17 protein-coding genes and 3 pseudogenes are annotated in these 19828 nt (G+C 60.7%); 14 read left to right on the top strand and 6 right to left on the bottom strand.

Going from position 1 to position 19828, the window contains the following annotated elements:
• The 4 genes and pseudogenes from AU074_RS14865 to AU074_RS14880 form a co-directional block, all read left to right on the top strand.
• A pseudogene (locus tag AU074_RS14865) lies at positions 1–231 on the top strand (ornithine carbamoyltransferase subunit F); the annotation flags it as partial.
• Positions 232–399: 168 nt separating this feature from the next.
• Positions 400–1270 (top strand): annotated as a pseudogene (locus AU074_RS14870) (carbamate kinase).
• 18 nt (positions 1271–1288) lie between these two features.
• On the top strand, positions 1289–1651 hold the full coding sequence (locus tag AU074_RS14875; RefSeq protein WP_063027653.1) for a DUF5064 family protein: 363 nt from the start codon (positions 1289–1291) through the stop codon (positions 1649–1651).
• Positions 1652–1836: 185 nt separating this feature from the next.
• Positions 1837–3345, top strand: a complete 1509-nt coding sequence (locus tag AU074_RS14880; RefSeq protein WP_076015351.1) for a sigma-54-dependent transcriptional regulator — start codon at positions 1837–1839, stop codon at positions 3343–3345.
• A gap of 11 nt (positions 3346–3356) precedes the next feature.
• On the opposite strand, the pseudogene AU074_RS34510 reads toward AU074_RS14880, so the two are convergent.
• Positions 3357–3446, bottom strand: a pseudogene (locus tag AU074_RS34510) (outer membrane lipoprotein carrier protein LolA); the annotation flags it as partial.
• A 301-nt stretch (positions 3447–3747) separates the two neighbouring features.
• On the opposite strand from AU074_RS34510, the gene gcvH reads away from it, so the two are divergent.
• The 6 genes from gcvH to AU074_RS14915 all read left to right on the top strand — a co-directional run bounded on the left by gcvH (position 3748) and on the right by AU074_RS14915 (position 10857).
• Positions 3748–4131, top strand: coding sequence for a glycine cleavage system protein GcvH (gcvH, locus tag AU074_RS14890; RefSeq protein ID WP_076015353.1), 384 nt, complete (start codon positions 3748–3750; stop codon positions 4129–4131).
• Between the two features lie 10 nt (positions 4132–4141).
• Positions 4142–6988 carry an aminomethyl-transferring glycine dehydrogenase gene (gene gcvP, locus AU074_RS14895; RefSeq protein ID WP_076015354.1) on the top strand — a complete coding sequence of 949 codons (2847 nt, stop codon included), beginning with the start codon at positions 4142–4144 and terminating at the stop codon, positions 6986–6988.
• A 142-nt stretch (positions 6989–7130) separates the two neighbouring features.
• The gene (locus AU074_RS14900) at positions 7131–8507 is read left to right on the top strand and encodes an L-serine ammonia-lyase (protein WP_076015355.1); all 1377 of its coding nucleotides are present in this window, start codon (positions 7131–7133) and stop codon (positions 8505–8507) included.
• A gap of 39 nt (positions 8508–8546) precedes the next feature.
• A complete protein-coding gene (gene gcvT / locus AU074_RS14905; protein ID WP_076015356.1) occupies positions 8547–9671 on the top strand; it encodes a glycine cleavage system aminomethyltransferase GcvT in 1125 nt (374 codons plus the stop codon).
• A gap of 389 nt (positions 9672–10060) precedes the next feature.
• Positions 10061–10273, top strand: coding sequence for a cold-shock protein (locus tag AU074_RS14910; RefSeq protein WP_003316897.1), 213 nt, complete (start codon positions 10061–10063; stop codon positions 10271–10273).
• A gap of 95 nt (positions 10274–10368) precedes the next feature.
• Entirely contained in the window at positions 10369–10857 is a 489-nt protein-coding gene (locus tag AU074_RS14915; protein ID WP_076015357.1) for an RDD family protein, read from the top strand.
• 115 nt (positions 10858–10972) lie between these two features.
• Here AU074_RS14915 and AU074_RS14920 read toward each other — a convergent pair whose 3' ends face one another.
• The 5 genes from AU074_RS14920 to colR form a co-directional block, all read right to left on the bottom strand.
• Positions 10973–11203: a hypothetical protein gene (locus tag AU074_RS14920; RefSeq protein WP_008433604.1), complete on the bottom strand. Its 231-nt coding sequence runs from the start codon at positions 11201–11203 to the stop codon at positions 10973–10975.
• A complete protein-coding gene (locus AU074_RS14925; protein WP_076015358.1) occupies positions 11203–11919 on the bottom strand; it encodes a lipopolysaccharide kinase InaA family protein in 717 nt (238 codons plus the stop codon). Before AU074_RS14925 ends, AU074_RS14920 begins: the two co-directional genes overlap by 1 nt.
• 4 nt (positions 11920–11923) lie before the next feature.
• Positions 11924–12604 (bottom strand): class I SAM-dependent methyltransferase, encoded by a 681-nt coding sequence (locus tag AU074_RS14930; protein ID WP_076015359.1) that lies wholly within the window; start codon positions 12602–12604, stop codon positions 11924–11926.
• 188 nt (positions 12605–12792) lie between these two features.
• A complete protein-coding gene (locus AU074_RS14935; protein ID WP_076015360.1) occupies positions 12793–14073 on the bottom strand; it encodes a HAMP domain-containing sensor histidine kinase in 1281 nt (426 codons plus the stop codon).
• A complete protein-coding gene (gene colR / locus AU074_RS14940; RefSeq protein WP_003208587.1) occupies positions 14063–14746 on the bottom strand; it encodes a two-component system response regulator ColR in 684 nt (227 codons plus the stop codon). The genes AU074_RS14935 and colR overlap by 11 nt, the downstream gene beginning before the upstream one ends.
• 201 nt (positions 14747–14947) lie before the next feature.
• Here colR and AU074_RS14945 point away from each other — a divergent pair, with 201 nt between their 5' ends.
• The 4 genes from AU074_RS14945 (at position 14948) to AU074_RS14960 (ending at position 19753) form a co-directional block, all read left to right on the top strand.
• On the top strand, positions 14948–16897 hold the full coding sequence (locus AU074_RS14945) for an LTA synthase family protein (protein ID WP_076015361.1): 1950 nt from the start codon (positions 14948–14950) through the stop codon (positions 16895–16897).
• A gap of 54 nt (positions 16898–16951) precedes the next feature.
• Positions 16952–17695 carry a phosphatase PAP2 family protein gene (locus AU074_RS14950; protein ID WP_076015362.1) on the top strand — a complete coding sequence of 248 codons (744 nt, stop codon included), beginning with the start codon at positions 16952–16954 and terminating at the stop codon, positions 17693–17695.
• 74 nt (positions 17696–17769) lie between these two features.
• A complete protein-coding gene (locus AU074_RS14955; protein WP_076015363.1) occupies positions 17770–18468 on the top strand; it encodes a response regulator transcription factor in 699 nt (232 codons plus the stop codon).
• A complete protein-coding gene (locus AU074_RS14960; protein WP_076015364.1) occupies positions 18458–19753 on the top strand; it encodes a HAMP domain-containing sensor histidine kinase in 1296 nt (431 codons plus the stop codon). The genes AU074_RS14955 and AU074_RS14960 overlap by 11 nt, the downstream gene beginning before the upstream one ends.
• Positions 19754–19828 lie beyond the last annotated feature (75 nt).

Consider the following 19828-nt stretch of genomic DNA (forward strand, 5'->3'; position numbering starts at 1 on the left):
ATGAAGGCCTCGGGCAATCCACGCGTGAAATTCATGCACTGCCTGCCGGCGTTCCACAACAGCGAAACCAAGGTCGGCAAGGACATCGCCGCGCGTTATCCGAACCTGGCCAACGGTGTGGAAGTGACCGAAGAAGTGTTTGAGTCCCCGGCCAACATTGCCTTTGAGCAGGCGGAAAACCGCATGCATACCATCAAGGCGATCCTGGTGTCGGCGTTGGCGGATATCTAAACCTCACACCGCTCCCACTGCCGAAACACAGTCAATGTGGGAGCGGGCTTGCTCGCGAAGGCGGCGTGTCAGTCGCTGCATCTTTCGCCGATACACCGCTTTCGCGAGCAAGCCCGCTCCCACATTTTGTCCTGTGTTCACAAGGCCGAATTTTAGAAGGATTGAATTATGCGTATCGTCGTTGCACTGGGCGGCAACGCCCTTCTGCGCCGTGGTGAACCCATGACCGCAGACAATCAACGGGCCAATATCCGCATCGCCACCGAACAGATCGCCAAGATCCACAGCGGCAACGAGCTGGTGATTGCCCACGGCAATGGCCCGCAAGTGGGCCTGCTGTCGCTGCAAGCGGCGGCTTACACACATCATCGAACAGGAACTGGGCAACCTGCTGGACTTCGAAGTGCCGTTCGCCACGCTCTTGACCCAGGTTGAAGTCGACGCCAAGGACCCGGCCTTCCAGACCCCGACCAAGCCGATCGGCCCGGTCTACTCCAAGGCCGAAGCGGAAAAGCTCGCCGCCGAAAAAGGCTGGGCGATTGCCCCCGATGGCGACAAATATCGCCGTGTGGTTGCCAGCCCACGGCCCAAGCGGATCTTTGAAATCCGCCCGATCCAGTGGCTGCTGGAAAAAGGCAGCATCGTGATCTGCGCCGGTGGCGGCGGGATTCCGACCATGTACGGCGAAGACGGCAAGCTCAAGGGCATTGAAGCCGTGATCGACAAAGACCTGTGTTCCTCGTTGCTGGCCGGGCAACTGAACGCCGATTTGCTGGTGATCGCCACCGACGTCAATGCCGCGTTTATCGACTTCGGCAAACCGACGCAGAAAGCCATCGGCCAGGCACACCCGGACGAAATCGAAAAGCTCGGCTTCGCCGCCGGCTCCATGGGGCCCAAGGTCCAGGCCGCCTGCGAGTTCGCCCGCCAGACTGGCAAAACCGCAGTGATCGGTTCACTCTCGGACATCGAAGCGATCGTCCAGGGCAGTGCCGGCACGCGAATCAGCACGGCGAAACCCGGAATCACCTACCTGTGAAGTAGAGGAGAAATGCCTATGGCTACCTTTGAACCTGGTCACCTGCACATCGAACGCCACGCGCTGAACAAGGATGACTACAGCTACAACCTGTGCATCGACTACGAAGTCAGCCAGGACCCAAAGGAAGGCAAAGGAATGCTCTTCAAAATGCACGGCTCGGTGCAGGACAAGGAGCTCAAGGAAGAGTTTTTCCTGCCCAAGGACCAGTCGTTCGACTTCGCCCGGCACGCGATGAATATCGCGCAGAAGTACGGCATGCCGAAGATTGCCGTGCTCAATGGGCAAATGCACAAGCAGTACGATTTGATGTTTGAGGATGTGCGGCATCAATTGGATGTGAAGCCGGGGGATCCGGTCAAACCCGAACACCTCGAATAACCGCGGCCACAACCCACTGTAGGAGCGAGCTTGCTCGCGAAGGTCGCCAACGATAACGCTGGCATCCTGAATGAACGCGGTGCTTGTGCGTTTTTCGCGAGCAAGCTCGCTCCTACAGATTTCACCTGACCCCTCCTCCAAGGCATACTTGCCGCCTATCGCTCGCCAGAACCGCTAACCGCCCCATGCGTATCCACGTCAGCTTCATCGACCGCGTCGGCATCACCCAGGAAGTCCTGGCCTTGCTCGGTGGGCGCAATCTCAACCTGGATGCGGTGGAAATGGTTCCGCCCAACGTCTACATCGACGCCCCGACCCTGAGCGCCGAGGTGCTGGAAGAACTGCGCGATGCACTGTTCAGCGTGCGCGGCGTGCAAGCCGTGACCGTGGTCGACATCCTCCCCGGCCAGCGCCAGCACCTGCAACTCGACGCCCTGCTCGCAGCCATGACCGACCCGGTACTGGCCCTGGACAGCGCCGGCAAGATCCTCCTGGCCAACCCGGCCTTGATCGCTTTGTACGGTCGCGAGCCCGCCGGCGAGAGCATCAACGAACTGTTCGACGACCCAAAGCTGCTGGCCACCTTGCTCGAACACGGCTTTCGCCTGGCCCTGCGGGAAATCAACGTAAACGGCCAGACCCTGCTGCTGGACGCCACGCCGATCACCGACGCCGGCGCCCTGCTGACCCTGTACCAACCCAACCGCATCGGCGAACAACTGTCGGCGCTGCACCACGACCATGCCGAAGGTTTCGACGCGCTGCTGGGCGAGTCCCCGGCGATCCGCACCCTCAAGGCGCGGGCGCAACGGGTGGCGGCGCTGGATGCACCATTGTTGATCCAGGGCGAGACCGGTACCGGCAAGGAACTGGTCGCCCGCGCCTGCCACGCCATCAGTGCGCGCCACAGTGCGCCGTTCCTGGCCCTGAACTGCGCGGCGCTGCCGGAAAACCTGGCCGAGAGCGAGCTGTTCGGCTACGCCCCCGGCGCGTTCACCGGCGCCCAGCGTGGCGGCAAGCCGGGGCTGATGGAACTGGCGAACCAGGGCACGGTGTTCCTCGACGAGATCGGTGAAATGTCACCGTACTTGCAAGCCAAGCTGCTGCGGTTTCTCAACGACGGCAGCTTCCGCCGGGTAGGTGGCGACCGTGAGGTAAAGGTCAATGTGCGGATCCTCAGCGCCACCCACCGCGATCTGGAAAAAATGGTCAGCGAAGGCACCTTCCGCGAAGACCTGTTCTACCGCCTCAATGTGCTCAACGTCGAAGTGCCGCCCCTGCGCGAGCGCGGCCAGGACATCCTGCTGCTGGCCCGCTACTTCATGCAGCAGGCCTGCGCGCAGATCCAGCGCCCGGTGTGCCGCCTGGCGCCGGGCACCTATCCGGCGCTGCTGGGCAACCGTTGGCCGGGCAACGTGCGGCAGTTGCAGAACGTGATCTTCCGCGCCGCCGCCATTTGCGAAAGCAGCCTGGTGGACATTGGCGACCTGGACATTGCCGGCACCTCGGTCGCGCGCCAGAACGACGGTGAAGTCGACAGCCTGGAGCAGGCGGTGGAAGACTTCGAGCGCGGGTTGCTGGAGAAGCTGTATGTCAGCTATCCGTCCACTCGCCAGCTGGCCAGCCGCCTGCAAACTTCCCACACCGCCATTGCCCACCGCTTGCGCAAATACGGCATTCCCAACAAACCCTGACGCCTTGGCCCCACTGTAGGAGCGAGCTTGCTCGCGAAAAACTCAAGCACACCGCGTTCCTCCAGGTTTCTCGAGTCATCGTTGGCGACCTTCGCGAGCAAGCTCGCTCCTACAAGGGTGTTGCAGCTAAAAGCGACACTTACCTGTACTGAAAGCGCTACAGCGGAACGATATCGATACAGCTACCTTCAGCCGTCGCCATGCAAGGCTTTGATCCTCATAGGCTTTTTTTCAACGGCCCAGCTGTAGCGATATCGCTACAGTCAACGTTCAAACATCACGCGCCGTAATCAGTAACCAATTGTTTTATAAAGATAAAAAAACATTGGCCGCGATTTTGCTAAGCAACTCCCCATTATTCCAATCCCGTCCACCAGACGAATCTGGCCCTGAGGAGTTTCCATGAGCGAGTTGCGCTTTACTGAAGATCACGAATGGCTGCGCGCCGAAGCCGACGGCAGCGTTACCGTGGGCATTACCGCTTTTGCGCAGAACGCGCTGGGTGATGTGGTTTTCGTGCAACTGCCTGAACTGCAGTCCTACGACAAGGGCGCAGAAGCCTCCACCGTTGAATCGGTCAAGGCAGCCAGCGGCGTGTACATGCCGCTGGACGGCGAAGTCCTCGAAGTGAACGACCAACTGGACGGCAGCCCCGAACTGGTCAACGAAGACCCGATGGGCGAAGGCTGGTTCTTCCGCTTTAAACCGGCTGATGCCGATGCAGTAGCTAAGCTGTTGGATCAGGATGCGTACGACCGCCTGATCAAAGCCAACGCTGAAGCCTGAGGAGCGCGCCATGACTAATCTGACCACCGCCAACGAATTCATCGCCCGTCACATCGGCCCGCGCCAGGACGACGAGCAACACATGCTCGCCACCCTGGGCTTTGATTCCCTGGAAGCCCTGAGCGCCAGCGTGATCCCGGAGAGCATCAAGGGCACCGCCGTACTGGGCCTGAGCGACGGCCTGAGCGAGGCCGACGCACTGGCTTCGATCAAGGCGATTGCCGCCAAGAACGAGCTGTTCAAGACCTACATCGGCCAGGGCTACTACAACTGCCACACACCGTCGCCGATCCTGCGCAACCTGCTGGAAAACCCGGCTTGGTACACCGCCTACACGCCTTATCAGCCTGAGATTTCCCAGGGCCGCCTGGAATCGCTGCTGAACTTCCAGACGCTGATCAGCGACCTCACCGGCCTGCCGATCGCCAACGCCTCGCTGCTGGATGAAGCCACCGCCGCTGCCGAAGCCATGACCTTCTGCAAACGCCTGAGCAAGAACAAAGGCAGCAACGCGTTCTTCGCCTCCGTGCACAGCCACCCGCAAACCCTCGACGTACTGCGCACCCGTGCCGAGCCGCTGGGCATCGACGTAGTCGTGGGCGACGAGCGTGAACTGACCGACGTCAGCGCCTTCTTCGGCGCATTGCTGCAATACCCGGCCAGCAACGGTGACGTGTTCGACTACCGCGAACTGACCGAGCGCTTCCACGCCGCCAATGCGCTGGTGGCCGTGGCCGCTGACCTGCTGGCCCTGACGCTGCTGACCCCGCCGGGCGAATTCGGCGCCGACGTGGCCATCGGCAGTGCACAACGCTTCGGCGTGCCGCTGGGCTTCGGTGGCCCGCACGCGGCGTACTTTTCCACCAAGGATGCGTTCAAGCGTGACATGCCGGGCCGTCTGGTAGGCGTCTCCGTGGACCGTTTCGGCAAGCCGGCCCTGCGCCTGGCCATGCAGACCCGCGAGCAACATATCCGCCGCGAGAAGGCCACCAGCAACATCTGCACCGCCCAAGTGCTGTTGGCCAACATCGCCAGCATGTATGCCGTGTACCACGGCCCGAAAGGCCTGACCCAGATTGCCAACCGCATCCATCACCTGACCGCGATCTTCGCCAAAGGCTTGAGCGCATTGGGCCTGGCGGTTGAACAAGCCCACTTCTTCGACACCCTGACCATCAAGACCGGCGCGCAAACCGCCGCCCTGCACGACAAGGCCCGCGCCCAGCGCATCAACCTGCGTGTGGTTGATGGCGAGCGCCTTGGCCTGTCGGTGGACGAAACCACCTCCCAGGCCGATATCGAAACCCTGTGGAGCGTGTTCGCCAGCGGCAAAGCCCTGCCAGACTTCGCCGCATTGGCTGCCAGCGTTGAAAGCACCTTGCCGGCCGCGCTGCTGCGCCAGTCGCCGATCCTCAGCCACCCGGTGTTCAACCGTTATCACTCCGAAACCGAGCTGATGCGCTACCTGCGCAAGCTGGCCGACAAGGACCTGGCCCTGGATCGCACCATGATCCCGCTGGGCTCGTGCACCATGAAGCTCAACGCCGCCAGCGAAATGATCCCGGTGACCTGGGCCGAGTTCGGTGCCCTGCACCCGTTCGCCCCAGCTTCGCAAAGCGCCGGCTACCAGCAACTGACCACCGAACTGGAAGCCATGCTCTGCGCGGCCACCGGTTACGACGCGATCTCCCTGCAACCGAACGCCGGTTCCCAGGGCGAGTACGCTGGCCTGCTGGCGATTCGTGCCTATCACCAGAGCCGTGGCGAAGAGCGCCGCGACATCTGCCTGATCCCGTCGTCGGCCCACGGCACCAACCCTGCCACCGCCAACATGGCCGGCATGCGCGTAGTGGTCACCGCTTGCGATGCACGCGGTAACGTCGACATCGAAGACCTGCGCGCCAAGGCTATCGAGCACCGCGAACACCTCGCTGCGCTGATGATCACCTACCCGTCCACCCACGGTGTGTTCGAAGAAGGCATCCGCGAAATCTGCGGGATCATTCACGACAACGGCGGCCAGGTGTACATCGACGGCGCCAACATGAACGCGATGGTCGGCCTCTGCGCCCCGGGCAAGTTCGGCGGCGACGTGTCCCACCTGAACCTGCACAAGACCTTCTGCATTCCCCACGGTGGTGGCGGCCCGGGCGTTGGCCCGATTGGCGTCAAATCCCACCTGACGCCGTTCCTGCCCGGCCATGCCGCGATGGAACGCAAGGAAGGCGCGGTCTGCGCCGCACCGTTCGGCAGCGCGAGCATCCTGCCGATCACCTGGATGTACATCAGCATGATGGGCGGCGCGGGCCTCAAGCGCGCTTCGCAGTTGGCGATCCTGAATGCCAACTACATTTCCCGTCGCCTGGAAGAGCACTACCCCGTGCTGTACACCGGCAGCAATGGCCTGGTGGCCCACGAATGCATCCTCGACCTGCGCCCGTTGAAAGACAGCAGCGGCATCAGCGTGGATGACGTGGCCAAGCGCCTGATCGACTTTGGTTTCCATGCGCCGACCATGTCGTTCCCGGTAGCCGGCACCCTGATGATCGAGCCGACCGAAAGCGAATCCAGGGAAGAACTGGACCGCTTCTGCGACGCGATGATCGCTATCCGCGAAGAAATCCGCGCGGTGGAAAATGGCTCGCTGGACAAGGATGACAACCCGCTGAAGAACGCGCCGCACACTGCCGCGGAACTGGTTGGCGAATGGAGCCACCCATATAGCCGCGAGCAAGCGGTGTACCCGGTGGCATCGTTGATCGAAGCCAAGTACTGGCCGCCGGTTGGCCGGGTCGACAACGTGTTTGGCGATCGCAATTTGGTGTGTGCGTGCCCGTCGATCGAGAGCTACGCGTAACCTAATGTGGGAGCGGGCTTGCTCGCGAATGCGGAGTGTCAGTTGATACATCTGGTGACTGACCCACCGCTTTCGCGAGCAAGCCCGCTCCCACAATTGGACCGAGTACATCCGATAAATAATAAGAAACCGGAGAACAACCATGTCTTTAAGCGTGTTCGACCTGTTCAAGATTGGCATCGGCCCCTCCAGCTCCCACACCGTCGGCCCGATGCGCGCTGCCGCTCGATTCGTCGAAGGCTTGAAGCGCGATAACCTGTTAGCCACCACCACCTGCGTCAAGGTGGAACTCTACGGCTCCCTCGGCGCCACTGGCAAAGGCCACGGCAGTGACAAGGCCGTATTGCTGGGCCTGGAAGGCGAACACCCGGACACCGTGAACACTGAAACCGTCGCCGCACGCTTGTCGGAAATTCGCGGCAACGCACGCTTGAACCTGCTCGGCGAACACAGCATTGCGTTCAACGAGAAAGAACACCTGGCGATGATTCGCAAACCCCTGCCCTATCATCCCAACGGCATGATCTTCCGCGCTTTCGACGCAGCCGGCCTGCAGATTCGCAGCCGCGAGTACTACTCGGTGGGCGGCGGGTTTGTGGTGGATGAAGACGCCGCCGGCCACGACCGCATCGTCGAAGACGCCACGCCCCTGACCTTCCCGTTCAAAAGTGCCAAGGACTTGCTCGGCCATTGCGCCACCTATGGGCTGTCCATCAGCCAGGTGATGCTGACCAATGAAAGCGCCTGGCGACCGGAAGCGGAAACCCGCGCCGGCCTGCTGAAAATCTGGCAGGTAATGCAGGATTGCGTAGACGCGGGCTGTCGCAACGAAGGGATTTTGCCGGGCGGCCTGAAGGTCAAGCGACGCGCCGCCGCATTGCATCGCCAACTGTGCAAGCACCCGGAATCGGCACTGCGTGACCCGTTGTCGGTGCTGGACTGGGTCAACCTGTACGCCTTGGCGGTCAACGAAGAAAACGCCAACGGCGGGCGCGTGGTGACTGCGCCCACCAATGGTGCGGCCGGGATTGTGCCGGCGGTGTTGCACTACTACATGCGCTTTATCCCGGGGGCCAGTGAGGACGGCGTGGTGCGTTTCCTGCTCACCGCCGCGGCCATCGGCATTCTGTACAAGGAAAACGCCTCGATCTCCGGCGCCGAAGTCGGCTGCCAGGGGGAAGTCGGCGTGGCCTGTTCCATGGCCGCCGGCGCCCTGTGCGAAGTGTTGGGCGGTACGGTTTCCCAGGTAGAAAACGCCGCCGAGATCGGCATGGAACACAACCTCGGCCTGACCTGCGACCCCATCGGCGGCTTGGTACAGGTGCCCTGCATCGAGCGCAACGCCATGGGTTCGGTCAAGGCCATCAATGCGGTGCGCATGGCCCTGCGCGGCGACGGGCAACACTTCGTCTCCCTCGACAAGGTCATCCGCACCATGCGCCAGACCGGCGCCGACATGAAAAGCAAATACAAGGAAACCGCCCGTGGCGGTTTGGCGGTCAACATTATCGAGTGCTGACGCCCACCAGCGCGTCCGCACGTTTTTCAGGAGCTGAATATGTCCACCGAAACCCTGTTGAAAACCCCGTTGCACGCCCTGCACCTCGAACTGGGCGCACGCATGGTGCCCTTCGCCGGCTACGACATGCCGGTGCAATACCCGCTGGGCGTGATGAAAGAACACCTGCACACCCGTGAACAGGCCGGGTTGTTCGATGTGTCGCACATGGGCCAGATCCGCCTGACCGGCGCCGGTGCCGCCAAGGCCCTGGAAACCCTGGTACCGGTGGACATCATCGACCTGCCGGTGGGCATGCAGCGCTACGCGATGTTCACCAACGAGCAAGGCGGCATCCTGGATGACCTGATGGTTGCCAACCTGGGTAACGACGAACTGTTTCTGGTGGTGAATGCTGCCTGCAAGGACCAGGACCTGGCCCACCTGCGCCAGCACATCGGTGACCAGTGCACCATCGAACCACTGTTCGAGGAACGCGCCCTGCTGGCCCTGCAAGGCCCGGCCGCTGTCAGCGTACTCGCGCGCCTGGCGCCGGAGGTCAAGCACATGACCTTCATGCAATTCGCACCGACCCGCCTGCTGGGCGTGGACTGCTACGTCAGCCGCTCGGGCTACACCGGCGAAGACGGCTTCGAAATCTCGGTGCCGGCCGCCAGCGCCGAAGCCCTGGCCCGCAGCCTGCTGGCCGAAACCGAAGTGCAGGCCATCGGCCTCGGCGCCCGCGACTCCCTGCGCCTGGAAGCGGGCCTGTGCCTCTATGGCCATGACATGAACACCGAGACCACACCGATTGAAGCCAGCCTGTTGTGGGCGATCTCCAAGGCCCGTCGTGCTGATGGCGCGCGTGCCGGCGGCTTCCCGGGTGCCGACGCAATCTTCACCCAGCAACAAGCCGGTGTAAGCCGCAAACGCGTGGGCCTGTTGCCACAGGAGCGGACACCGGTGCGTGAAGGTGCAGAGATCGTCGACGAACACGGCACCGTGATCGGCAGCGTCTGCAGCGGCGGTTTTGGCCCGAGCCTGGGTGGCCCGCTGGCCATGGGTTACCTGGACAGCGCATTCATCGCACTGGATACCGAAGTATCTGCATTGGTGCGCGGGAAAAAGGTGCCACTACGTGTAAGTAAAATGCCATTCGTGCCACAACGTTACTACCGTGGTTGATTGACTGTTCCTATAAGTAACGCGGTTGCGTTAACGTGCACTAATCTGTAACGCAACCGCCACATTAAAGTGCACTGTCGATAGTCAATGTTATGTTCCGTCACCTATAACAAGTGACGAATTCTATCGAATAAAGACGTTCCACATTGTGAACAGAACTGTAATGAAGCCGAGCAAAACCTGGGCTTTTTCCGGGGCTTGTTTTTTCTGTCTTAGTTGGCGTAGAGTTTGCCCACTGTGTTTGCATGGGTCGCTTTGAACCTGGACCTGGGCAGTAGCCAAAGTTTGCTACAACCCGTTCGACGTCTCTTACTTTCCTGCAACTCAGCCCAGTACTCTTTCATGTGAAAGGGGCTGTCATTAATTTTTAGCGTCAAGGAAATAAGAAAATGGCTGAACGTCAGAGCGGTACCGTCAAGTGGTTTAACGACGAGAAAGGGTTTGGTTTTATCACTCCAGAAAGCGGTCCGGATCTGTTCGTCCACTTCCGCGCTATTCAGGGCAACGGCTTCAAAAGCCTGAAGGAAGGCCAGAAAGTGACCTTCATCGCGGTGCAAGGCCAAAAAGGCATGCAAGCCGACGAAGTACAAGCAGAAGGCTGATCCTTTCTGCGACAAAAAGCCTCTGATATGACATCAGGGGCTTTTTTATTGGCGTTCTTCCGTAAAATGGCTTTTTTCCTGCTGAGAGCCATGTCATGTCGAAACACCTGCTGAGCCCCCAAGGCGAGTTTCCCGCCGTAGGCCTGGGCCGTCGTCTGGCAGCGATGTTCTATGACTTCTTGTTGTGCACTGCCTTGCTGATCGTCACGGCCTTTATCTACAAGCTGGTGTGGATGGGGTTTGTCGGGGAGGCCAAGTTGCGGGCGCTTTCCGAGTCTGGCGCGCTGGATGGTGACCCGTTGTTGTCGACGATTTTGTTTTTTGTGTTGTTTGGTTTTTTTGCCAAGTTCTGGACGCATTCGGGGCAGACCCTGGGGATGCAGGTTTGGGGGGTGCGGGTGCAGAACGCTGATGGGTCGCGGATCAGTCTGTGGCAGGCGTTGTTGCGGTTTGTGGTGTCGATTGCTTCGTGGTTGTGTGCGGGATTGGGGTTTATCTGGTCGTTGTTCGACAAGCAGAAACGCAGCTGGCACGACATTTATTCCGACACGCAGTTGGTGCGGATTCCGAAGAAAAAGAAGTAGGTTTGGAGTGGGACATATCCGCTGCCTGGAGCGTTTCCACGCTCTGCGTGGGAAGGATCAAGCCCAAATAAAAGGCCTCGTAAACACGAGGCCTTTTATTTGGGCTTCAATCTCTTCAACTCTGTGGCCTCATCCCTTGGGACATCCCAAACATGAACAACAACAACTCATGATCAGGCTTGGCCGCGACACCGACCTTGGCGATCCGCGGCATCGGGCATTGCTGCCCGACACCCTGCACCGCACTGAGAACTTGTGTCCGGGGCTGCTCCCAGGCAGCCAGGGCCAGGGCAGCTATGCCCAAAGCCCCCAACAGAAACAAACCTCGTGCAATTTCTAGCTTCATTACGTTAAACCTTTGATAGCGCTGCCAAACGCCGTCTCGTAAAAGTAGCTGAGTTTCTGCCAGTCCGTAGAGTTCCACGACGAATGGCGGCGTAACTGCAACATGTCATGCCGGGCCGCCCGCAAAGCCGTCAACCGCTGGCGGCACTTCTCGAAGTCCAGCAGCGCCACTTCAACCTTGGCCGCGTCACCCTCACCCGTCACCCGCACAAAGATATGCTTGATATACAGGCAACCATGCTGCCAACGACCTTTGTGCATCCGCGCCAACGTACCCGCGAGTTCCTTGAGCAAACGCTCATGCACCAACTCGCCATACTGCTCACGACCACCCGCGGCGTACCAGTTTTCGATCTCGTCGAAACCGTCCAGCGACGCCGTCACCAACAACGCCTTCCATTGGTGCTCAGGGTCGCGACGGGCCTCGCAGAACACCAACTCCGGCACGCGTACATCCAGCAAACGCAGGCCCTTCAGGGCGTCACGCTCACGCAACACCGTGGGGCGCCCAAACGGATGGAGCCAACTGCGGTAGATATGGCCCGTCTGGCGCTTGCTATAGAGCAAACGACCATTGGTGCCCGTCACCCGTTGCACACCACTTTCACCGCCACGACGACGATTGGGCTCTTCGACCCACTCGCCCTGCTGGCGCCAGAAATAATCAAATCGCTCCTCGGGAGCTACTTCACTACCTGGTAAACACTCGACAGCCATCCTGTTACCTCTTGCGCAATACATACACTCGCCACATGGCGTAGAGCGGTATGAAGTCCAGGGATTCCTGAACACGGAAACCGGCTTGCTCAAACTCTGCCTCAACAGTAGCAGCCGGTAACACGAACCGATTTTGGTAACCTTCCTGCTCACCTTTTTTGCGACGGCGCACTTCGGCACGCTTGCGTTTCCAGGCCTTGAAATTGCCGTCTACCCACAACGAGATAATCACGCTGTCGCGGGTAACACGCTGAAATTCGCGCAGTATTGCCAGCCTGTGCTCGGGGTCACCAATGTGGTGCATCAAGCGCATGCAGAAAATACTGTCGACCGCGTTATCTGGCAAATCGATATCAAAGGCAGACGTCTGCAAGGGGCGTACCCGTTTCACCACATCCGCCGGTTGGGCGACCGTGGCGATCTTCAACATCGACGCTGAGTTGTCGGCGCCGATGATCACACGGTTGGGCTTTTCTGCCAGCAGCGGCCAGAAACGCCCGGCACCACATGGCAGGTCCAGCACCAGGCCAGGCTCACCGGCCATGGCCAACGCACCACGCGCCAATTGCTCGTCGCGTTTGTGGGACAACCGGCGAGCCAGATTGTCCTGATGTTTGAGCAAATAATTCTGCGCGTGCTGATCGTCGTACTTATCGGAAAATTCGAGCTTGATTGGGGTAGGCATCACCGGGTCTCCAGTTACTAATGCCTACAACCTTAAGGAGAATCCTGTGATCAACAGGTCAACACGTTGTGAAAAACTTGTCCTGTCGAATCGTATACATTACAAAACTTTGCAGACACAAGTCGTGGCATGATGCCATCTTCGGCGAAAATGAGGGAGTCTGCGGCAGCTTAGCGGCAGGGCAGCCATCAGTCTTTGACCTGACTCAACTCGACGTGAAAGCGGCAGCCATTGGGCTCCATGGTGCTGAGGCTGACGCTCCAACCCTGGTTCTCACAGATGCGCTGAACCAGGGACAAACCCAGGCCCAGGCCTTCTCCGCGCTTTTCACTGCCGCGCACAAACGGTTCGAACATCGCTTCGCGCTTGTCCTCGGGAATGCCCACGCCAGTGTCTTCCACCACAAAACCGCTCGGTTCCAGGGTAAGGCGGATCAAGCCGTGCTCGGTGTAGTGCAGGGCATTACGCAAAAGGTTGCCCATGACCGCGTGCAGGAAGGTCGCGTTGTAGCGGGTATCCAGTGGATTGCCCGGTTGATAGATCAGCTCAAGGCCTTTGCGCTCGATCGGCTCACGCCAGATCCCCAGCAAGTCCTCGGCCACCTGCGCCAGGCTGGCCTGGGGCGACATGCCTGCCTCCTCGCGCTGGGCACGGGCCAGCATCAGGAAGGTCTGTACCAGTTCGCGCATTTCTTCACAGGCCCGCGCAATGCGCTCGACCTGCTTGCGGCCGCGCTGGTCAATCGCCGGGTTCTCCAGCAACAGCTCGCAGGAACTGGCGAGAACCATCAGCGGGGTGCGCAACTCGTGGCTGACGTCACTGGTAAACAGCTGCTCCCGGGACAACGCCTGGCGTAAACGGCCCAGGGTGGCGTCAAAGGCCACGGCCAGCTCGCCGACTTCATCCGCGGCGTAATCCGGCGCCAGCGGTGGCGCCAGGCCGAGTAATTGGTCGCGGTGCCGCACCTGGCGGGCCAGGCGTACCACCGGTGCCATTACCTTGCGCGCCAGCACCCAGCCGAGGAATACCGCCAACGCCAGGCTGAGCACAAACCCCACCAGCACCACGGCAAACAGCACCCGCTCGCGCTCTTCGAAATCGCTCTGGTCTTGCAACAGGACATAACGGCGACCGTCGACCACCTCGACCATGGCATGGTAGGACAGCGCCTCCCGAAACACCTCGTGAAAACCAGGCTCCAGATGGCGCAGATCCTTGGGCAGCTCGAAATCGCCGGGGCCGCCGCTGAAGTAGAACAATTGGTCGGGCTCGGGACGGTGGCTCCAGTCCTCGACGCTGTCCATCAGCAGCAGGCGTTGCAAGTCACCGCCCAGGCCTGCCGAAATGAGTTTTTCTTCCACCAGGTGCACCGTGGCGACGATGCCCATGGCGAAGGCCCCCGCCACCAACGCACTCATCAAGGCGAAGGCGATGATGATCCGCTGGGCAAGGCTTTGCTTAAACTCCATCACGACCCTCGGCCAGGCGATAACCCACACCGTGCACCGTTTGCAGCAACGGTTTGGCGAAGGGTTTATCGATCACCTGACGCAGTTGATGGACGTGGCTGCGCAAGCTGTCGCTGTCCGGGCAGTCATCGCCCCACAGGGCTTCTTCGAGAATCTCGCGGCGCAGCACGTGGGGGCTTTTTTGCATCAGCACCGCCAGCAGCTTCAGGCCGACCGGGTTGAGCTTGAGCAGGCGCCCTTCGCGGGTGACTTCCAGGGTGTCGAGGTCGTAATTCAGGTCACCGACTTGCAGCGCACGGCGACCGCCGCCCTGGGCACGACGCAGCACCGCTTCGATGCGCGCGGCCAATTCCGACAGGGCGAATGGCTTGAGCAGGTAGTCATCGGCGCCGGACTTGAAGCCCTGCAGCCGGTCATCCAGTTGGTCGCGCGCAGTGAGCATGATCACCGGCGTGTCGCGGCGCGCGTCTTCCCGTAGGCGTTTGCACAGGGTGTAGCCGTCAATGCCGGGCAGCATGATGTCGAGCACAATCAGGTCGTAATGTTCGGTGGCAGCCAGGTGCAGGCCCGACAAACCGTCCTGCGCACAGTCTACGGTGTAGCCCTTCAGCCCCAGGTAATCCGCCAGGTTGGCCAGAATATCGCGGTTGTCTTCAACCAATAAAATTCGCATGGGCAGTGTCTCCGTACGCGGTAACGGCCGTGTTGGCTCGCGCAGCTTAAGGCCAAGTATGGCTCACGGCTAGGCCTGAAGGCCGCACCGATTACTGTTTTCAACCGATTGGGGAACTTAACGAGTTTTTCACTATAGGTTCACAAGCTGACTACAGTGTCAGCGCGAAGATCGCGCCCATCGTAAATAAGGAACATTGACATGGGTTTTCCAAAAACGGCACCAATGCGCTATTTGCTGCTGGTGACCGGTGCCTGGCTGGTTGTTTTTCTACTAACGCGCGTCCTGCTGCTGGTGACTCACCTGGATGAAGTCAGCGGTAACCTGCTGCCGGTATTCGGCGTGGGCCTGCTGTATGACCTCGGCTTCCTCGCCTATGCCGCCCTGCCCTTGGGCCTGTACTTGCTGCTGTGCCCACCAGGCTTGTGGCGGCGTCGGGGTCATCGTTGGTTCCTGCAAGCGGTACTGACCGTCAGCCTGTTCGCCATGCTCTTCACCAGCGTGGCCGAGTGGTTGTTCTGGGACGAGTTCGGCGTGCGCTTCAACTTTATTGCCGTGGACTACCTGGTGTACTCCAAAGAGGTGCTGAACAACCTGCTGGAGTCTTATCCGATCGGCAAGTTGCTGAGCCTGCTGGCGGTGCTGGCAATTGTCTTGAGCCTGGCCTTGCGTAAACCGTTCAACGCGGCGATGAACTCGCCGTTGCCTGCGATGCGCAAACGCCTGCTCAACGCCCTCGGTTTGTTGGTGGTGGCCGGCCTGAGCCTGCAACTGATCAACCAGGACAGCCCGCGCAGCCAGGGCGGTAACGCCTACAACAATGAACTGGCGAGCAACGGCCCGTATCAGTTCTTCGCCGCCTTCCGTAATAACGAGCTGGACTACAACCAGTTCTACAAGAGCCTGCCGGCCGATGTGGTCGCCAAGCAGTTGCGCGCCGAACTCAGCGAGCCCAATGCACGGTTTATCGGCACGGACCCGCTGGATATCCGTCGCGCCATTACCAACCCGGGCACGCTGCGCAAACCCAATATCGTACTGGTGACCATCGAGAGCTTCAGTGCCAAGTACATGGGCAGCAACGGCGACCCGAATAACCTGACGCCCAACCTCGACGCGCTGCGCAAACAGAGCCTGTACTTCAATAACTTCTACGCCACCGGCACCCGCACCGACCGCGGTCTGGAAGCCATCACCCTGGCCATTCCACCGACGCCGGGGCGTTCGATCGTCAAGCGCATCGGCCGCGAAAGCGGGTTCGGTAGCCTGGGCCAACAGCTCAACGCCATCGGCTATGACAGCGTGTTTGTCTACGGCGGACGCGGCTACTTCGACAACATGAACGCGTTCTTCAGCGGCAACGGCTACCGCGTAGTCGACCAAAGCAGCGTGCCCGAAGCAGAAATCAGCTTCAAAAACGCCTGGGGCATGGCGGACGAAGACCTCTATAAACAGACGCTGAAACTGGCGGATGCCGACTACGCCAAGCAGCAACCGTTCCTGCTGCAACTGATGACCACCTCCAACCACCGCCCGTACACCTACCCGGCAGGCCGCATTGATATCAAATCCGGTGACGGCCGCGACGGCGCGGTGAAGTACACCGACCATGCCATCGGCCAGTTCCTGGAGGCAGCGCGCCAGAAGCCATGGTTCGACAACACGATCTTTATCTTCGTCGCCGACCACACGGCGGGCAGCGCGGGCAAGGAAGACCTGCCGATGGTGAATTACCAGATTCCGTTGTTCATCTACGCCCCCAAGCTGGTGGACGCCGGCGAGAACGCGAAGCTGGCCAGCCAGATCGACCTGGCGCCCACCCTGCTGGGCTTGCTGAACCTGAGCTACGAGTCGACGTTTTTTGGCCGCAACCTGCTGCAAGACAACCCACTGCCGCCACGGGTAGTGGTGGGCAATTACCAGTACCTGGGGTTGTTCGACGGCAATGACCTGGCGATTCTCAGCCCACGCCAAGGCCTGCGTCGCCATGACCAGGCACTGGGGGACAGCCATGAAACCCGCGTAGGTAGCGATGACCCATTGATCCAGCGGGCCATCACCTACTACCAGGGCGCCAGTTATGGCTACAAACAACAGTTGCTGAGCTGGAGGGTGCCCAAGGACGAGGTTCCCCAGGTGAGTACACGCTAACCAAAATGCCCCGGCCAGGTCTGACCGGGGCTTTTTTTAGAGTCTGAGTTCGCCATGCAAGCAATCGCTGTTCGTCCGGTATCCCAACCCCTCAACTTCTGGCTGTGTCTCGGTGTGCCTGCCGTGCTGGCGGTGGCCATGCTGCTGTTGGAGCTGACATCGCTGGACATGGACATCGCCAAGCTGTTTTACAACGCTTCCGAAGGCGGCTTTGTGGGCCGGCACAGTTTTTTTCTGGAGGACATTCTTCACGATCGCGCCAAGCAGATGGTGATCGTGTTTTCGGTGCTGGCGATCGCCGGGTTTGCCGGTGCCTTTATTTTTGAGCGGCTTAAACCCTATCGCCGGGAACTGGGCTGCCTGGTGCTCTCGCTGGCGCTGGCCACCTCGTTTGTTTCGCCGTTGAAGACGGCGACCGCGGTGCAATGCCCGTGGAGCGTCAAGGAATTTGGTGGGCAGGAGACTTACAGCGAGTTGCTGAGCCCGAGGCCACCGACCGACAAGCCCGGACGCTGCTGGCCGGGCGGGCATGCAGCGACCGGGTTTGCCCTGTTTGCGTTGTTTTTTGCCCTGAGGGATCGCCGGCCCCGGGTGGCACGCCCGGCGTTTATGTTTGCACTGGGCCTCGGCACGGTGCTCTCGGTGAGCCGCACGATGCAGGGCGCGCACTTTCTTTCCCATAACGTGTGGACGGCGATTTTCAGCTGGTTGATTTGTTTGGGGGCCTATTACTTCCTGCTGTATCGACCGGTGAAAGCACCACAACCCGCCCTCCATAAGCAGCCCGTAACGCCTTAATGAACAGCCCTTGCCTCGCCGGGGGCAAGGGCGCAACACTCTGCGCACTTTTTTGGCAACGATCCTGCTGAGCCATGTCCGATACCCTGCTGCTGATCGAAGACGACCTGCCCCTGGCGGCACTCACCGCCGAGTTCCTGCGTGCCGAGGGGTTTACCGTGGCCGTGGAACACCGTGGCGACCGCGCCGCCCAACGTATCCGCGATGAGCAGCCCGCGCTGTTGATCCTCGATGTGATGCTGCCGGGCATCGACGGTTTCACCCTGTGCCGACAGATTCGCGACCACTACCCCGGGTTGATCCTGATGATGACGGCGCTGGACGAGAACGCCGAGCAATTGGTGGGGTTTGCCGCCGGGGCCGACGACTACGTGGTCAAGCCGATCGACCCGCAATTGTTGTTGGCGAGGATCCGCTCGCTGCTGCGCCGCCATCCTCAGGCACCTCGCAGCTACTATCAGTGGGGCGCTTTTCGACTGGACCTGAACAACCACTTCGCCTGGCTTGGCGAGGCGCCCTTGCAGTTTTCGGTGGCCGAGTTCGAGCTGCTTGCCATCTTCGCCCGTCACTGCGGCGTATTGCTCACCCGGGAAAAACTGCTCCAGCGCCTGCGCGGCCTGGAGTACGACGGCCTGAACCGTTCGATTGATATGCGGGTGTCGCGCTTGCGCAAGAAACTCATGAGCCTTGAGTGCCCCGTGACCATCCAGACCATCACGGCGCAGGGATACCTGTTCGTCGAAATCCCGAGCGGGAGTCAACATGCTGTCTAAAGTGCGCCCCTGGATGGCAATCGCGACCGGCACCAGTTGGGCCGCCCTCACCCTTTACCTGTTGTGGCTGTGCACCAACGCTGCGGTGTTTATCGGCGACTACAGCTTTCTGCGCCTGATGGCCGGGCCGGGTTATCTGGTTGCCGAGCAACTCAAGACCCTGCCCCCCGAACAATGGGAGGCGCGTGTCGAGTCGCTGCAAGCACGCTTTCAGTACCCGGTGAGCGTGGTGAAAAAGGACGATATCGAGCTGCCACCCGAAGCCATTGTGATGCTCGACCATCATCAACCGGCGCAGAACAGCGATGAGGACGTCACCTACTTCCCGCTGGACGATGACACGGTGATTCAATTCGGCCCCATGTGGGGAACCGCCGAAGTGAAGGACCTGCTGCAATACCCGGTGTACGGGGTGACCGCCTGTGTCGCTGGCCTGCCGGTATTGCTGCTTCTCTGGATCGCCCTGCGTGCCCGGCGCAAATACACCCACGACCTCAACACCCTCAACGCGAGTATCACTGCCCTCGCCCGCACGCCCAACACGCTGCTGCCGGCGATGAGCCAGGAATGGACGCCGCTGCTGCAGACCTTGCGCAAGCATGCCCAGGACATCACCTCGATGGGCGAACGCCACCGCGAGGTTTCCCAGGCGGTGTCCCACGAACTGCGCACGCCGTTGGCCCGGATGCGGTTTGCTCTGGCACTGCTGAGTAAAAGCGCCGACCCCGACACCCGCACCCGCCTGCAAGAGCGCCTGCAAACCGACATCGAAGAGCTGGAGTCGCTGGTTCGCGCCAGCCTCGCCTTTGCCCGGCTGGCCGATGCACCCAGCGACCTGCAGCATGAGCCGATCAACATCCATGACTGGCTGCAGCAGGAGCTTGCCCTGCTCGACGGGCACCATCGCTTGCTGACCCTGGACACCCAGCCGGCCGAACTGGAGCTGATCGGCGACCGCGCCCTGCTGCACTTGATCGTGCGTAACCTGTTGAGCAACGCCATCACTTATGCCCGCGAACGGGTGAACGTCAGCGCTGCGTGCCAGGACCAGCACCTGGTGCTGCATGTGGACGATGACGGCCCCGGCGTATTGCCGGAAAACCGCGAAAAAATCTTCGAACCCTTCGTACGGCTGGCCATGGGCGGAGACGAGCCCAGCGGGTTTGGCCTGGGCCTGGCGCTGGCCAAGCGCGCGACCCATTGGCACCGTGGGGAACTGTCGATCACCCGCAGCCCGTTGGGCGGCGCACGCCTGACCCTGACCCTGGCGCTGCGCCCGGGTTAGGCTGTTACAGCCTGTGACAGTGAAACATCCGCGCTGCCGCTAACCTCGCGACCTTGTCCTTTGGATCAGGTTGGA

The organism is Pseudomonas sp. ATCC PTA-122608, assembly GCF_001952855.1.
GTDB lineage: Bacteria > Pseudomonadota > Gammaproteobacteria > Pseudomonadales > Pseudomonadaceae > Aquipseudomonas.

Coding starts and splice junctions, on each gene's coding strand:
- AU074_RS14945 (WP_076015361.1), top strand. CDS start 14,948: ATGGGTTTTCCAAAAACGGCACCAATGCGCTATTTGCTGCTGGTGACC.
- AU074_RS14950 (WP_076015362.1), top strand. CDS start 16,952: ATGCAAGCAATCGCTGTTCGTCCGGTATCCCAACCCCTCAACTTCTGG.
- AU074_RS14955 (WP_076015363.1), top strand. CDS start 17,770: ATGTCCGATACCCTGCTGCTGATCGAAGACGACCTGCCCCTGGCGGCA.
- AU074_RS14925 (WP_076015358.1), bottom strand. CDS start 11,919: ATGGCTGTCGAGTGTTTACCAGGTAGTGAAGTAGCTCCCGAGGAGCGA.
- gcvH (WP_076015353.1), top strand. CDS start 3,748: ATGAGCGAGTTGCGCTTTACTGAAGATCACGAATGGCTGCGCGCCGAA.
- AU074_RS14915 (WP_076015357.1), top strand. CDS start 10,369: ATGTCGAAACACCTGCTGAGCCCCCAAGGCGAGTTTCCCGCCGTAGGC.
- colR (WP_003208587.1), bottom strand. CDS start 14,746: ATGCGAATTTTATTGGTTGAAGACAACCGCGATATTCTGGCCAACCTG.
- gcvT (WP_076015356.1), top strand. CDS start 8,547: ATGTCCACCGAAACCCTGTTGAAAACCCCGTTGCACGCCCTGCACCTC.
- AU074_RS14935 (WP_076015360.1), bottom strand. CDS start 14,073: ATGGAGTTTAAGCAAAGCCTTGCCCAGCGGATCATCATCGCCTTCGCC.
- AU074_RS14910 (WP_003316897.1), top strand. CDS start 10,061: ATGGCTGAACGTCAGAGCGGTACCGTCAAGTGGTTTAACGACGAGAAA.
- AU074_RS14960 (WP_076015364.1), top strand. CDS start 18,458: ATGCTGTCTAAAGTGCGCCCCTGGATGGCAATCGCGACCGGCACCAGT.
- gcvP (WP_076015354.1), top strand. CDS start 4,142: ATGACTAATCTGACCACCGCCAACGAATTCATCGCCCGTCACATCGGC.
- AU074_RS14900 (WP_076015355.1), top strand. CDS start 7,131: ATGTCTTTAAGCGTGTTCGACCTGTTCAAGATTGGCATCGGCCCCTCC.
- AU074_RS14930 (WP_076015359.1), bottom strand. CDS start 12,604: ATGCCTACCCCAATCAAGCTCGAATTTTCCGATAAGTACGACGATCAG.
- AU074_RS14880 (WP_076015351.1), top strand. CDS start 1,837: ATGCGTATCCACGTCAGCTTCATCGACCGCGTCGGCATCACCCAGGAA.
- AU074_RS14875 (WP_063027653.1), top strand. CDS start 1,289: ATGGCTACCTTTGAACCTGGTCACCTGCACATCGAACGCCACGCGCTG.
- AU074_RS14920 (WP_008433604.1), bottom strand. CDS start 11,203: ATGAAGCTAGAAATTGCACGAGGTTTGTTTCTGTTGGGGGCTTTGGGC.